The sequence below is a fragment of the Streptomyces sp. NEAU-W12 genome, from assembly GCF_026242095.1.
GTDB lineage: Bacteria > Actinomycetota > Actinomycetes > Streptomycetales > Streptomycetaceae > Streptomyces.
In genome coordinates, this window is the sequence record NZ_JAPJDM010000008.1 from 282926 (window position 1) to 296835 (window position 13910).

A 13910-nucleotide genomic window follows, 5' to 3' on the forward strand; every position below is an offset into this window, starting at 1 on the left:
AGACCGGCAGCACTCCGGGCGCGGAACCGGGCGCACCCGCGGCGTCACACGACGGCTCACCTCGAACGGCCCGAGGACGTTACGGGCGAACTGCCGACCGGGTCAGCCACCGAATCCCGCTGCCGAATCGAGGCCGGGTGCTGCGGGACATGAGGTGGGTGACACAGCCCGGTGCCGGTGAAACGAGGTGCTTCGGCGAGCGTCGGTCAGGTAGCGTGCGAGCCATGTCGAGTCCTGAGTCGGACGAGGTGGGGGCTTTCGGTCACGCCGTCAGCCCCCTGAACCACTGAGCTCTTGGCTCTGCCGTCGCGCCGCGTTCCGTGGTGGGACGGCTGTGCCCTTGGGGTTGGCCGCGGTGACGAGATGACCTTCTCGTGCCTCTCCTCACCTCGGAGCCACTCGATGCCTCTCCCGCTGTACCTGCTTGCCATGGCGGTCTTCGCCATGGGCACCTCGGAGTTCATGCTCGCCGGCCTCTTGCCGGACATCGCCTCGGATCTCGACGTCACCGTCGGGACAGCGGGCATGCTCACCTCGGCCTTCGCGATCGGCATGGTCGTCGGCGCCCCTCTCGTGGCCGCGCTTGCCCGCGACTGGCCCAGGCGCTCCAGCCTTCTCGGGTTCATCCTCGCTTTCGCGTCGGCCCACGCCATGGGCGCCCTCACCACGAGCTTCCCGGTCCTGTTCGCCACCCGGATCGTCGCCGCGCTCGCGAACGCAGGGTTCCTCGCGGTCGCTCTGACGGCTGCCGCCACGCTGGTCTCTCCCGACAGGAAGGGACGCGCGCTGGCCGTGCTGCTGTCAGGCACCACGGTGGCCGTGATCGCCGGTGTCCCCGGTGGGTCGGTGCTCGGCACACTGCTCGGCTGGCGGGCCACGTTCTGGGCCGTCGCCGCACTCTGCCTGCCCGCGGCTCTCGGCGTCCTGAAGGGGATCCCGAGGGGACGCGGGCAGGAAGAGACGGCCGGCGGGCCGGTCCTGCGGGCGGAGCTCGCCCAGCTCACCAGGCCGCCGTTGATTCTGGTGATGCTGCTCGGCGCGCTGGTGAACGCGGCGACCTTCGCAAGCTTCACCTTCCTCGCCCCCGTCGTGACCGACACCGCCGGACTGGGCGAGCTGTGGATCTCTGTCGTTCTGGTGCTCTTCGGTGCCGGTTCCTTCGCCGGGGTCACCCTCGCCGGCCGGCTGTCCGACCGGCGTCCCGGCGCGGTCATCGCAGTCGGTGGTCCCCTGCTGCTCATCGGCTGGCCGGCCCTGGCGGTGCTGGCCGACGAGCCGGTCGCCCTGTTCATCCTCGTGTTCGTGCAGGGTGCGCTGTCGTTCGCGCTGGGCGGCACGCTGATCACGCGGGTCCTCTACGAGGCCGCGGGAGCTCCCACCATGGCCGGCTCGTATGCGACGGCCGCACTCAACGTCGGCGCCGTCGTCGGACCCCTCGTCGCCGCGACCACCCTCAGCACCACGGCCGGGAACCTCGGGCCGCTGTGGGCAAGCGGACTGCTCGTCGCGCTCACCCTGCTCACCGCGCTCCGCTTCCGCGCCGTGGTCGCGGTCGGCCGCACCGCCGAGGTGGTCCGGTGACGCACTCGAACGCCCCCTGACCGTCGAGGGACACCGAAGCCTCGGGGCCGTCGGGAGCGATGTCGCCCACCTTGAGAGCCGAGGTCTCAGCCGAACCTGGCGGCAAGGCCCCGGTAGAGGGCCGGAGCCATTCCGTGCACCCGGGCGGGCAGGCACAACCAGCCCGGCACGTACACCTCGTGCGTGCCCCGTCGGACAGCGCGCCGCACGGCGTCGGCCACGCGCTCGGGCGGCACCGCCTTTGGCCTCCTGCGTGTGTAGGGCGTGCCCCGGCGGTGGAAGAAGGGTGTTTCCACGACGCCCGGGATGACCAGGGTGACCCCTACGCCGGTGCCGTGCAGTTCGTATCGCAGGGCGTCGGCGAATACGGCGAGTGCTGCCTTGGCGGCGGAGTACACGGCCTCGCCCCGAACGCCGAGGACACCTGCCACGGACCCGATGAGCACCAATCGTCCGGAACCGGCTTCCACCATGTGCGGCAGCAGGTGCCGTACCAGCCGTACCGTGGAGAGCAGGTCGACGTGGATGATCTCGTCGATGGCGGATTCCGGCATGTCGCTGAACTGGCCGGCCCAGCCGATTCCGGCACCGGCTACCAGTACGTCTATCTGGCCGACGTGGTCGAGGGCGAAGTCGGCCAGTCGGCGGTCGGCTCCCTCCGCTGTGAGATCCGCCGGGAACGCCGCGGCGAGGGTGTCCGCTGCGACACCGTCCAGGCGCGTGGTGTCGCGGCCGTTCAGCACCAGCTGCCAGCCGTCCTGAGCCAGCCCGCGCGCCACGGCCGCGCCGATGCCCGACGAGGCACCGGTCACCACCGCTGTCCTCTGGCGTGCCCGGCCTTCAGGGCTCGAGTGAGCGGGGGAGAGGTTCGGCGACACATCCAGCGACAGTTTCTGGGACATGTCGGCTATCCGTTCCCGTTTCTGCGGGCTCCTTTCACCTGGGCGGTATGTGTAAGGGTCATGAGGAGCAGCCCTCCGGCCAGGTTTCCCGCGCCGGCCAGGAGAAGGTTGGAGCCGACGTCCGTGTAGGAGACCGTGTTGCCCAGCCATGCGCCGAACAGCAGGTGCAGGCCGGAGACGACGACGTGGTCGAACGGTCCCAGCGCGAGGAAGAAGCCGACCGCGTAGGCGAGGATGATGCGGCTCCCGGTCGACTCGGCGGCGTGGAGCAGGTACGACAGCAGGGTCAGGAGCGTCCCGGCGGCGAGTCCGCGGGTGAAGGTCGCCAGACAGCTCTTCGTGGAGATTTCCCGGGCCGCTTCGGCAAGGGCGTGGTGCGCTCCCGTAGGGAGCGTCCCCTCCACGGAGAAGATCGCGGCCATGACAGCTCCGCCCACGAGGTTCAGCACGAGTACGACGCCCCACAGCCGGCCAAGCTGGATCCAGGCCGAGCGCTGGTGCCGGCCGATCGCCGCGGCTACGGGGCCGAAGAAGTTCTCGGTGAACAGTTCGGAGCGGCCGACCACGACGAAGACCACGCCGATTCCGAAGGCGAGCGCACCGATGAGATGAGCCAGCGCGGACCCCAGCCGGGGCCTGGCCAGTTCCTCCGCCATGGCGAACGCCACGATGCCGAACACGATGGTGATACCGGCGATGAACCCGGTGGACGTCTTCTCCAGCAGGGGCATGGCCAGACGTCGCTCGCCTTCCTCCTCGGCGCGTCGATAGATCTCCTGAGGCGCTGGTGGTTGGGCCATGAACGCCTCCTACCCCCACGGGAGCGGCCCTGGATCTGCTGGTGTCGTTCGGTATCCGAAGTTCACCCGTCGAGGTCAACCCCGGCTGGCCGTACCGGGCTGTTCTGGGTTTCGCCTGATGTAGGCGCGAGCCGGAGGCTGGACCGCCGCCGACCGGCAGTGTGCGCGGGAGGAGACACCGTGTGAGCACCCTGGCCATCGCGATGAGCGGCTGCCCCTGTAGCCGGTTTTGCGTCGGCACCGCCCGGGAGTGCTTCCGTCACGGTTTGTTCGGGCGTCACCCGATGAGACAGGAAACGTTAGACGGCGGGGGCGCGTGTGGCCCTCTTTCCACCGATGACGAGGGAAGGGAGACCCATTCATGTCGACGCTGAAGGGCGACGAGGGGAACGACCACCAGCATGGCGGCGGCCTGTCGCACCAGACCAAGATGTACCTGCGCTTCGCAGCCATGATCTTGACCGCTATGGTCGTCATGTACTGGACCATGTTCGCCGGCACGTGGGAGTGGAGCCACGTGCGGTGGAGCGAGAGTCGCCTTTTCATGGCTCTCACGATGGGCGGGACCATGGGGCTGATCATGCTCGCGTGGATGCTCGACATGTACAGGAGCGTGAAGGGCAACATCGCCATCGTGGCGGCGAGCCTCTTGCTGTTGGGCGGCGGTGTGTTCCTCGACCGCAGCCAGACCACCGTGCAGGACACCGCCTGGATGAGCGCGATGATCCCGCACCACTCCCTGGCCATCACCCGCTCCGAGCGCGCCGAGATCACCGACGTCCGGGTGTGCCGACTGGCCGTGGAGATCATCGCGGCCCAGGAGCGGGAGATCAGCGAGATGGAGTGGCTGATCGAAGACATCGAGGAGAACGGAGAAGCCGGGACCCGCGAGGAGGCGAGTGCCCGGCCTGTTCCCGACTTCGATGCGTCCCCCCTGCGTGAGTGCCCTCCGGACTGATGCGGAGAAGGCTGCTGTGCGTCCAGGCCCGTGGGGCAGGGGCATGGTGGCGCCGGCCCCGTGCACCGAAAGCCTCTCCGCCGGTGCCCCGTAGGCGGGGCTGTCAGGCTCTCGGTTTGCGCGGCGGCTGAGCGCGGCAGAGCCACAGGACGTCCGGGGGCGAGGTACACCCTGGCGAAGGATCGTCGGACCGGTCCGGTCATCTCCGGCCGCGGACGCCCGGTGAAGGTGACGGGCGGGCTTACGACGCCCGGACAGGCAAAGGCCGCTTCCACCGCGTAGGTCCGTCGCTCGCGTCCGCGCTCGCCGTGGTACTTCGGCCCGCCATCCGGCGCAACCCGTCGATGTATGAGGTCGCACGCGGGCATACCTGCGGGTGAACCCGCAGGGCATGACGAAGATGGGGACCTCGATGAACAGCTTTCCACGTCTCGGCCGTTCCTTGCGCCGGACTGCGTACGCTCTGGTCAGTTGCTGCCTCGCCGCCACGATGCTGGCCGGTTGCACCACCCACGAAGGCGAGTACAACCCACCCGGCGCGAACGCCCGGGTCGGAAACATGCTGATCCGTTACGCCCATATCTCCGAGCCGCCGAACGGACCGTGGGAGATCGGGGACGACGCCCCGCTGTACGTGTGGCTCTACAACGAAGGACCCACTGCGGACCGGTTGCTCGGAGCTGAGACGACGATCGCACGGTCGGTCGACATCGTCACGGGGGACGGAGCCGAGCGGGGCCCGGTGGAGGTGCCGCCCGAGAAGCTGGTGAAGCTGGAGGAGGACCGGCCGCACCTGCTGCTGCGGGGGCTGAAAGAGGAGATGCGGGGCGGCGACTACGCCTGGGTGACCCTGCGCTTCGAACAGGCGGGCGAGGTGGCGCTCCAGATGCACGCGCAGCTGCCCACCTACGTCGACGAGGACGCCACCGACGCCCCGGGGCTCACGTCACCCTCACCCGAAGAGTGACCCGCACAGCAGGACGGCGGCCTGGCGCGAACGAGTCCGCCCGAAATGCCGGGCCGACGATCCCCGAACCGGGGACTGTGTGCGCCCCGGCCACACGGGCACCCATGCGACCGTACCCGCCGCACCGGTCGAGTACCGCGCCCGAAAAGGAGACCGTCATGTCCCGTGGACAGCCCACGCCGCCGCCGGAGACCGGCCCTCAGCCGAGGGGGCTGGCACGTGGCCTGCGGAACGAACCGATCAGCTTCCTCCTGCTCATCGTCTCGCTCTGGCTGTTCGTCGGAGCCTGGATCATCGGCTACCCGTTCACGGAACCGGCCGTCGACGCCCATACCATCGAGATTCTCGTCGGCATCGTCGTGTTCTGCGTTGCCCTGGCCCGGCTGATCCGGCCGCGAGGACGGGTGAGCGACGTGCTCGTCCTGGCGGCCGGGGTGTTGCTGATCGTCGCACCGTTCGTGGTGGGCTACGGCGACACCGCCGCGGCCGACGCCGCACGCGTCAACGACATCACCGTGGGCTGCGTGCTGGTCCTCCTCGCGCTCGTCTCCCTGGCCATCGCGCTCACGGCGTCCCGAGCAGGCAGGCCGCCGGGCTCTCGCTCCCCCTCTCCTCGCGGGCGGCGGCATCCCTGAGGCAGGGTGCCGCCCGGTCGCCCGGACCGGTCCGGGAGCTGCAGGTCGTGGCCGGGACCGGCCGGTCAGTGCGTCCGGTCCGTCCGGTCGTACGTCCAGCGCCCGGTCAGGGCCTCCTCGGCCTGCTGGACCAGTTCGTCGAGCCGGGCGTGCTCGGTGGCGTGGAAGTCCTGGGCGGCGGCGGTGGAGCGCAGTCGGCCGAGTGCGGCCGCGATCGGCGGATGCCGGTCGGGGGCGCTGTTCCACGCAAGTTCCCGCAGAAGCATCGCGACGCGGTTCAGCACGAGGGGCTCGGCTGCCCCGTAGCGCAGGGGCTGTGCTACCGCGAGATCGAGGAGATCCGCCAGGTCCGGGCGCCGCAGCACGACCCTCACCCGGTGCTGGTCGTCGTGCAGTACCCGGGGGCCCAGGTCGCGGCGTGCCAGCTCGCACAGCAGGGCGGAGGAGTGGGACAGGGCGTGGACGGCGGTGGTGGGGTCGTTGATCCCGGGTGAGAGCGCCTTGGCGGTGATGTCGGTGAGCTGGCGGAGTCCGAAGGCGACGTCCTGGGCCTCGGTGCGTTCCGTGCCGGTGGACACCGCCTCCGCGGCTTTGCGGACCAGATCCGTCCGGGTCTCGTGGGAGAAGGGCTCTCCTGTCAGGGGCCAGGCGGCGCCCAGGGGCGTACCGGTGATCAGGGAGCTGCCGGGGCGGCGGTCGATGAGCAGGACGGCACCGGCCTCGACAGCTGCCTCCAGGAGAGCCTCCTCGTCCACGGCGGTCAGGAAGCCGGGCTTTGGGACGGGCAGGGGCAGGGCGTCGGCGGGCGGCTCCGGTGGCACGCCCGGACCTCCGGCGGCGGGGGCCCTCTCGGAGAGAAGCCGGTGGATGGTGCCGTCGGCTGCCGAATGGACGCTCTGCATCATCGTCTCCACCCGGATCTCGCGTGCCAGGTGGGACAGGAACAGCACCAGGCCGAACACGCTTGCCAGAGTGAGGAGGAACGCCACGGTGACCGAGAGCTGGGGGACGAACATGACCTGTCCATCGTCACCGGTCCGCACGGTGCGCAGCACGGTCAGGGTGTAGGCGAACGTCGCGAGGAACAGCGCCAGGGTCGTCTGCACGTACCGGTCCGCGGTGAACATCCGCAGCAGCCGCGGGGAGAACTGACTGCTCGCCAGTTGCAGCGTCACCACCGTGAGCGAGAAGGTCAGCGCCGTGACACTGATCAGGGAGCCGGCGATCGCCTCCAGCACCGTCCGTGCGGCGCCCGCGCCTCCACCGAACAGGTAGTCCTTCAGCCAGAACGGGATGTCGTGCTGGATGCGCGCGTCCAGCCGGGGCAGCCCCACACCGGCGGCCACAGCGAGTACGACGCCGAGCGTCGGCAGGGGCCACAGCTGCGCGCGGAGCGTGTCACGCATCGGCGGAAGGGGCAGGGCGCGTGGCTTCGGCCCGGATGCCGGGCACCACTGCGGGCGGGGAGGGCCGCACGGCCCCGGCCCGTACGTGCGGTGTCCGTGCCCGGGACCGGCGGCGCACGGGGAGAGGCCCGGTGCCGTCCGGGCCGGTGCGCGCGGGCATGCAGACGACCGGCGGGCCGGGCAGGAAACCCGTGCCCGCGACTACCGGCTGCGGTTGACTGAGAGCTCCCATGACGCCGCCCTCCTTCGGGAATGCGATGACGATAGAACCACCATGCGCTCGTGGGCGCGGTTCTGGCCGACGACACACGGCCCTTCCACCTGGTCGTCCCCAGCTGCCTTGAGCGAGAGGAGTGTGGAAAGGGAGCCGGCCCCTACAGCGGGCCTTCGGAGGAGGCCAACCACCGAAGGATCGAACCGACACGGGCGCACGGAGACACCGAAGGGCACCGGTCACGAGTTGTCGGCCGCTTCCATCGGCCGCGGTGGGCGCATTCCCGGCCCCGGCTCCGGGTATCCGCAAGAGCAGAATCCGCCGATCAGCCGCGCCGGACCGGCATGGAGCTTTCCCGCCGTCCTGTCTCGGACCGGCTCCGGGTGCGTCCGTCCACGCGGCGTCGGATGCTGAGCCAGGCAAGGCGAACGATGCGGGTGAGACCCACGACTGCGCTCACGAAGGTCATCAGGGCTGTGGGGCTCAGATCCCGGCATCCGGAACGGAAGGGAACCGATCTGTGAAACGCACCATGCGCGTCTCCCGTCGAAGGCCGCCCGCTTGGCTGGTGGCGACAGCACCCTCCACGACACTCCGGGCTCGGGGTGCGCTCCTGCAGGACGGGGTTGTGAGTCCCTCATGAAGATTGCAAAGGACACTGCCCGGTGACGGCGGGGGCGCGCTGCCGTTATGGGGCTGTGCGGCGCTGTTGCCGCGTCGATGCTCCTCGGCGCCTGCGGCGACGGGGAGGAGGAGCATGGGCGGGAGGACCCGTTTCCCATGGGGAACTCGTCTCCATCGAACTGAAGGAGCCCGAGTCGCAGTCGCCTTTCTGGCAGAGCACCATCGCCACGCAGGACGGCGCGACACGGATCGTGCGCCTCGCGGCGACCGCCGGGCGCCCGGCGCCGGGTGGAGGAGAAGCCCGGGCCGACACTGGACAGCGAGGCCACGAAGGCGCTGCTCGCCCTCCTGGAACGGGCGACACTTCTGCCCGGGGAAGCAGCCCTTGAGGCCAGGGATTCCACCGACGGACCGGTCACTGGCGTGAGGCTGAGCGCATGCGAAGGCGAAGCCGTCTGGGAAGTCGGTGTCACGAACGTCTTCGGCGAGGAAGTCACCGTCCATGACGTTGACGCGAAGGCGGGCAAGGTATTGCGCCGCTACGACCCTGCTGATCAGCAGGAGTGATCCTCCTGAGCTTCGCTGGCAACGCTGGTCCTGGACAGGAGGAACCGCTGAGAGAGACGTGCCGCACTCACACAAGCAGGCGGTTTGCCGGGGCCCGGCCCGGATCGGACCGCGATTGACGAAGCGCCCCGGCCTTCCGCGTCAGATGTTCGTTGGACAACAGGAGCAGCAGAGGTACCGGTGGAGTCATCAGGCCGTAGCCGGGTACGCGGTCCGCACTGACGAGGCACTCACGGATCCGGACGACACCGGCACGTCAGAAGCCCTTTCCCTCAGGGCAGTACATGGCAACGCGACGAGCACGGCGCCACCGCACTCGGTCGCGCTGCCGACCACCACTCATTTGGCTCTGCGTTCAGGCAAGGAGAAGCCACATGACAGCGAACAGCACTCCCGTCCTCAGCAAGCTCAGCGACTCCGATCAGACGGTCGCCGCACCCGATGAGGACGTCCGGGGGCGGAAGATGGCGGATACGCAAGGCAACGAGCTCGGCAAGGTCGATGACCTGCTGATCGACGGAACGGAGCAGAAGGTCCGCTTCCTGCTCGTGGAGCACGGGGGCTTCCTGGGCATCGGCCAGAAGAAGTCGTTCATTCCGGTCGACGCCGTCACCAGGGTCACCGACGATTACGTTTACATCGATCAGTCCCAAGAACAGGTGTCAGGAGCACCGCCCTACGATCCTGACCTCGTCGACGAAACCGCCTTCTACGGGAGCGTGTACGACTACTACGGCTACGCGCCCTTCTGGGGCCCCGGCTACGTCTACCCGGGCTACCCGTACTACCACTGACCTCGGGGCTTAACCCGGGCGCCGTCCGAATCATGGGCGAGAACGCGAGAGTGCCTTCTGCGCTGGAACGATCTACCTTGTCGAGGGGTTTTATCGGTCCAGGCGGAAGGCACTTTCTACGTGCAGGGGATCGGATCCCGCCCCAAGCCTCGGCTCAGGGACCTCAAGCAAACTGCCCTGCTCCTCAGGGCACTGGCTTGACGAAGCATCAGGTTAGGGCACCGATGCTGCCACTTCTACGCCTGACACTGCACACCGGTCATGCGACTAGTACTCCAGTGCGACTTCGCGATCTTGTCGCGGACCCGGCTGGGAACGGGTACGGCCACCGCGTGATCATCGGGGGTTGTGTGGACTCCTGAAGATCGTGTGGTGGCCGCAGGTCACAGCATAGACGGCGCCCGCCGGCGGGCGATGTTCGAGCAGGTCATGGTCCGGATCGCGGGCCGGTTCAGCCGGGTTGAGCCGCGGGCCGCGGCCCGTGCCTATCTGCTCGGGCTGCTGTCGCGTACCGAGCGGAAGAACTGCTGGCAGCCGGCCGAACAGGCCGGCTTGGCCCAGCCGGGCCCGATGCAGCGCCTGCTGCGCTACGCCCGCTGGGACGCCGACGCCGTCCGTGACGATATCCGGGCCTACGCCGTCGAACACCTCGGCACCGAGGGCGCGGTGCTGATCGTGGACGAGACCGGCTTCGTGAAGAAGGGCCGCGCCTCGGCGGGCGTCCAGCGCCAGTACACCGGCACCGCCGGGCGCATTGAGAACTCCCAGGTCGGCGTCTTCCTCGCCTACGCCACCAGCCGGGGACGGGCCCTGATCGACCGCCGCCTCTACCTGCCCGAACAGTCCTGGTGCACCGATCCCGAACGCCGCCGGGTGGCCGGGATACCCGACGAAGTCCGGTTCGCGACCAAGCCCCGCCTGGCCTGGGAGATGATCGCCGCCGCGCTGGACTCCGGGGTGCCGGCACCGTGGGTGACCGGTGACGAAGCCTACGGCCAGGACCCGCGACTGCGTGCCGCCCTGGAGGCACGCGGGACCGGCTACGTTCTCGCGGTCGCCTGCTCGATGCGGGTGCGGATCAACTCAGGCCGCACCCCCATCCGCGCGGACACCCTCGCCGCACGCCTGCCCGCCACCGCCTGGCAGCGGCACAGCGCAGGCAACGGTGCGAAGGGCCCGCGGTCCTACGACTGGGCTTGGAGCCACATCGGCACCGACGAACACCGCCACCTGCTCATCCGTCGCAACCGCACCACCGGCGAACTCGCCTTCCACCTGTGCTGGTCACCCACAAAGGTGGCCCTGTCCGAACTGGTCCGCGTCGCCGGGATCCGCTGGAGCGTCGAGGAGTGCTTCCAGGCCGCCAAGGGCCAGGTCGGACTCGACCACTACCAGGTGAGGCACTGGACCTCCTGGCACCGGCACATCACGCTCGCCATGCTCGCGCTGGCGTTTCTGACCGCCCTTGCCGCCGACCCGGCACCACAGCGGCCCGTCGATCCACTCCACCCCACCCGCGGCAGCGACCCGATCACGTTGACCGTCCCCGAGATCCGCCACCTGCTCGCCGCCGTCCCCACGGCACCGGCCGTGACCGCGGGCAGACTGCTGCACTGGTCCCACTGGCGCACACGCCACCAGGCAACAGCCCGCCGCAGCCACTACCGACGACGATCCTGCTGGATAGATCACGAAACCGTACTGGAGTACTAGGTCCGAGTCGTGATCGACGCCCATGAGATGGGCCGCGAGAGCAGTACGCCCGAGGTCGTGCGCGTGCGCGGACGTGGTGACTTCCCGGGACACAGCCGTCATCCAAACGGTGCCGCTCCTGCGCTGCACCTCCCAAACCAGAGTCGGACTACCGACGTCTGTCCTGGCTGGGCCGTGACGGCCCTCACCCTTGCTCCTCGGAGGTCTCCCTGTTACGTTTGTTATTGTTCAACCACTAACAGAGGAATATTCATGAGCGTCAACCCGACCCGCGAGCTCACCCCCGCACAGCACGCCCTGGCAGAGCACCTTCGGCTGGTGTCGTCCGGCCAGATCGACGAGTGGATCGAGCTGTACGCCGCGGACGGCACGGTCGAGTTCCCCTTCGCCCCCGCCGGTGTGCCTACCCTGGTGCAGGGACGCGAGGCGCTGATCGCCCACATGCGCGGCTTCCCGCAGACCTTCGACGTGAAGTTCGTCGACGTGAAGTTCATCGAGACGGCCAACCCCCGGACCGCGGTCGCCGAATACCGCTCGGAGGGAATCGCCCTCAGCACCGGCAAGCCGTACGAGCAGACAGTCATCACGGTGATCCGCCTCGACGAGGCGGGCCTGGTCGAGCAGTTCGTCGACTACTGGAATCCTCTCGTGGTCATCGAGGCCATGACCCCCGACGAGGCGGCCAGCGGCCAAGACGTGTCGTGGCCCTCGGAGCGTTGATCCCGGTTCGACGGGGTGAGACGGGTCACCCACCCGTCTTGCCCCGTCGCACCCTGTCCCACTCCGCAGTGAGATACTGGGAGACATGCCCGCCCCTGGCTCCAGAGTGAAGAGCGATCAACGCCGTCGAGTCGTGCTGGACGCTGCCGTGGCCTGCTTTGCGCGCAAGGGTTACTACGGCACGACCACTGGTGAGATCGCCGAACGGGCCGAAATCTCTCAGCCCTACGTCTACCGCCTGTTCGCCAGCAAGGAGGCGTTGTTCGCCGGTGCCATCCTCCACGTGTCCGAGCTGATCTCGGATGCTCTGACCGGCGCCGAAGCCGACGCCGATGAGGCCGGGCCGCACCGGCAGCCGGAGGCGGTGATGCGTGCGATCCGGTCCGCCTACAGCACCCTGATCGAGGACCGGGACGTCATGCGGTTCCTCATGCAGGCCAGTTGCGCAGCCGATGAGCCGCTCGTGGCTGAGGCGTTGCGCACGTGCTATGCCAGGCAGGTCGAACTCGTCAGTGAGCTCCTGAACCACGACGACGCTGCGGTCCGGCACTGGTTCGGCGCCGGTATGCTCGAAAATGTCACGCTGACCCTCGGCCTGGCCGACGTCGACGAGCCCTGGGCGCGGACCCTCAGCGGACAACGGTCTCGTTCGAACGGCGGTAGCTTCGCCCACCGGGAGTCGCCGTAGCTTCCGCCGAAAAACAGGCGGCTATGTAGGCGGCCGGCCAGGCCGTCCCACTTCCTTGGAACTGGGACGCCGTCCGACGGTGTCGACGTCGATCGACACTGCCCAGGTCAGGACCGTCCCAGAAGTTGTGCCACAAGTGCGTCCCGGATTAGTACTCCAGTCTGGTTTCGCGATCTTGTCGCGGACCCGGCTGGGAACGGGTGCGGCCGCCGCGTGATCATCGGGGGTTGTGTGGACTCCTGAAGATCGTGCGGTGGCCGCGGGCCATAGCGTAGACCCTGCCCGCCGGCGGGCGATGTTCGACCAGGTCATGGCCCGGATCGCGGGCCGCTTCGGGCGAGTTGAGCCGCGGGCCGCGGCCCGTGCCTACCTGCTCGGGCTACTGTCGAACGTCGAGCGCAAGAACTGCTGGCAGCCGGCCGAACAGGCCGGCTTGGCCCAGCCGGGCCCGATGCAGCGCCTGCTGCGCTACGCCCGCTGGGACGCCGATGCGGTCCGCGACGACCTGCGCGCGTACACCGCCGAACACCTCGGCGCCGACGGCGCCGTTCTCGTCGTCGACGAGAACGGCTTCCTGAAGAAGGGCCGGGCCTCGGCCGGTGTGCAACGGCAGTACACCGGCACCGCGGGACGCATCGAGAACTCCCAGGTCGGCGTCTTCCTCGCCCTGGCCACCAGCCGGGGACGGGCCCTGATCGACCGTCGGCTCTACCTGCCCGAGCAGTCCTGGTGCTCCGATCCCGAACGCCGTCACGCGGCCGGGATCCCCGAGGACATCCAGTTCACGACCAAGCCCCGCCTGGCCGGGGAGATGATCGCCGCCGCGCTGGACACCGGGATCACCGCGTCCTGGGTGACCGGCGACGAAGCCTACGGCCAGGACCCCCAGCTCCGCGCCGCCCTCGAGGCGCGCGGCACCGGCTACGTGCTGGCCGTCGCCTGCTCGATGCGGGTGAGAATCAACCACGGCCGCACTGCCGTCCGCGCGGACACCGTCGCCGGCCGCCTGCCCGCCACGGCCTGGCAGCGCCACAGCGCCGGAAACGGTGCGAAGGGCCCGCGGTCCTACGACTGGGCCTGGATCCACATCGGCACCGACTGCCACCGCCACCTGCTCATCCGACGTAACCGGACTACCGGTGAACTCGCCTTCCACCTGTGCTGGTCACCCGCCGAAGTGCCTCTGGCCGAACTGGTCCGCGTCGCCGGGATCCGCTGGAGCGTCGAGGAGTGCTTCCAGGCCGCCAAGGGCCAGGTCGGACTCGACCACTACCAGGTGAGGCACTGGACCTCCTGGCACCGGCACATCACGCTCGCCATGCTCGCGCTGGCGTTTCTGAC

General features: G+C 69.2%; 13 protein-coding genes. 10 read left to right on the forward strand and 3 right to left on the reverse strand.

All coding sequences use genetic code 11. The features are described from left to right. Positions 1–402: 402 nt before the first annotated feature. Positions 403–1581: a Cmx/CmrA family chloramphenicol efflux MFS transporter gene (locus ORI94_RS12790; RefSeq protein ID WP_266074639.1), complete on the forward strand. Its 1179-nt coding sequence runs from the start codon at positions 403–405 to the stop codon at positions 1579–1581. An 86-nt stretch (positions 1582–1667) separates the two neighbouring features. Here the strand turns inward: ORI94_RS12790 and ORI94_RS12795 are convergent, their stop codons facing one another. Both ORI94_RS12795 and ORI94_RS12800 read right to left on the reverse strand, forming a co-directional pair. Further along, positions 1668–2483 carry an SDR family NAD(P)-dependent oxidoreductase gene (locus ORI94_RS12795; protein WP_266074640.1) on the reverse strand — a complete coding sequence of 272 codons (816 nt, stop codon included), beginning with the start codon at positions 2481–2483 and terminating at the stop codon, positions 1668–1670. A gap of 5 nt (positions 2484–2488) precedes the next feature. After that, positions 2489–3283, reverse strand: a complete 795-nt coding sequence (locus tag ORI94_RS12800; protein WP_266074641.1) for a formate/nitrite transporter family protein — start codon at positions 3281–3283, stop codon at positions 2489–2491. Between the two features lie 361 nt (positions 3284–3644). On the opposite strand from ORI94_RS12800, the gene ORI94_RS12805 reads away from it, so the two are divergent. The 3 genes from ORI94_RS12805 to ORI94_RS12815 all read left to right on the forward strand — a co-directional run bounded on the left by ORI94_RS12805 (position 3645) and on the right by ORI94_RS12815 (position 5843). Beyond that, positions 3645–4241 (forward strand): DUF305 domain-containing protein, encoded by a 597-nt coding sequence (locus ORI94_RS12805; RefSeq protein ID WP_266074642.1) that lies wholly within the window; start codon positions 3645–3647, stop codon positions 4239–4241. Positions 4242–4632: 391 nt separating this feature from the next. Continuing rightward, on the forward strand, positions 4633–5208 hold the full coding sequence (locus tag ORI94_RS12810; protein ID WP_266074643.1) for a copper chaperone PCu(A)C: 576 nt from the start codon (positions 4633–4635) through the stop codon (positions 5206–5208). Positions 5209–5366: 158 nt separating this feature from the next. Beyond that, positions 5367–5843 (forward strand): SPW repeat domain-containing protein, encoded by a 477-nt coding sequence (locus ORI94_RS12815; RefSeq protein ID WP_266074644.1) that lies wholly within the window; start codon positions 5367–5369, stop codon positions 5841–5843. Between the two features lie 65 nt (positions 5844–5908). On the opposite strand, the gene ORI94_RS12820 is transcribed toward ORI94_RS12815, so the two are convergent. Then, complete coding sequence (locus ORI94_RS12820) at positions 5909–7249, reverse strand: DUF2254 domain-containing protein (RefSeq protein WP_266074645.1); 1341 nt, start codon at positions 7247–7249, stop codon at positions 5909–5911. A gap of 1126 nt (positions 7250–8375) precedes the next feature. Here ORI94_RS12820 and ORI94_RS12825 point away from each other — a divergent pair. From ORI94_RS12825 to ORI94_RS12850, 6 genes are all read left to right on the forward strand, one after another. After that, the gene (locus tag ORI94_RS12825) at positions 8376–8654 is read left to right on the forward strand and encodes a hypothetical protein (RefSeq protein ID WP_266074646.1); all 279 of its coding nucleotides are present in this window, start codon (positions 8376–8378) and stop codon (positions 8652–8654) included. 374 nt (positions 8655–9028) lie between these two features. Then, positions 9029–9448 (forward strand): PRC-barrel domain-containing protein, encoded by a 420-nt coding sequence (locus ORI94_RS12830; protein ID WP_266074647.1) that lies wholly within the window; start codon positions 9029–9031, stop codon positions 9446–9448. Positions 9449–9877: 429 nt separating this feature from the next. Next, positions 9878–11161: an IS701 family transposase gene (locus ORI94_RS12835; protein WP_266074666.1), complete on the forward strand. Its 1284-nt coding sequence runs from the start codon at positions 9878–9880 to the stop codon at positions 11159–11161. A gap of 252 nt (positions 11162–11413) precedes the next feature. After that, positions 11414–11881 (forward strand): nuclear transport factor 2 family protein, encoded by a 468-nt coding sequence (locus tag ORI94_RS12840; protein WP_017568687.1) that lies wholly within the window; start codon positions 11414–11416, stop codon positions 11879–11881. Positions 11882–12014: 133 nt separating this feature from the next. Continuing rightward, the gene (locus tag ORI94_RS12845) at positions 12015–12569 is read left to right on the forward strand and encodes a TetR/AcrR family transcriptional regulator (RefSeq protein WP_266074648.1); all 555 of its coding nucleotides are present in this window, start codon (positions 12015–12017) and stop codon (positions 12567–12569) included. A gap of 295 nt (positions 12570–12864) precedes the next feature. Beyond that, a partial coding sequence (locus ORI94_RS12850) for an IS701 family transposase (protein ID WP_266074667.1) occupies positions 12865–13910 on the forward strand: 1046 nt, incomplete at its 3' end.

Excerpts from the sequence above, each read along its gene's own strand:
- ORI94_RS12830 (WP_266074647.1), top strand. The coding sequence starts at position 9,029 with ATGACAGCGAACAGCACTCCCGTCCTCAGCAAGCTCAGCGACTCCGAT.
- ORI94_RS12810 (WP_266074643.1), top strand. The coding sequence starts at position 4,633 with ATGACGAAGATGGGGACCTCGATGAACAGCTTTCCACGTCTCGGCCGT.
- ORI94_RS12835 (WP_266074666.1), top strand. The coding sequence starts at position 9,878 with ATGGTCCGGATCGCGGGCCGGTTCAGCCGGGTTGAGCCGCGGGCCGCG.
- ORI94_RS12840 (WP_017568687.1), top strand. The coding sequence starts at position 11,414 with ATGAGCGTCAACCCGACCCGCGAGCTCACCCCCGCACAGCACGCCCTG.
- ORI94_RS12790 (WP_266074639.1), top strand. The coding sequence starts at position 403 with ATGCCTCTCCCGCTGTACCTGCTTGCCATGGCGGTCTTCGCCATGGGC.
- ORI94_RS12815 (WP_266074644.1), top strand. The coding sequence starts at position 5,367 with ATGTCCCGTGGACAGCCCACGCCGCCGCCGGAGACCGGCCCTCAGCCG.
- ORI94_RS12820 (WP_266074645.1), bottom strand. The coding sequence starts at position 7,249 with ATGCGTGACACGCTCCGCGCGCAGCTGTGGCCCCTGCCGACGCTCGGC.
- ORI94_RS12795 (WP_266074640.1), bottom strand. The coding sequence starts at position 2,483 with ATGTCCCAGAAACTGTCGCTGGATGTGTCGCCGAACCTCTCCCCCGCT.
- ORI94_RS12805 (WP_266074642.1), top strand. The coding sequence starts at position 3,645 with ATGTCGACGCTGAAGGGCGACGAGGGGAACGACCACCAGCATGGCGGC.
- ORI94_RS12800 (WP_266074641.1), bottom strand. The coding sequence starts at position 3,283 with ATGGCCCAACCACCAGCGCCTCAGGAGATCTATCGACGCGCCGAGGAG.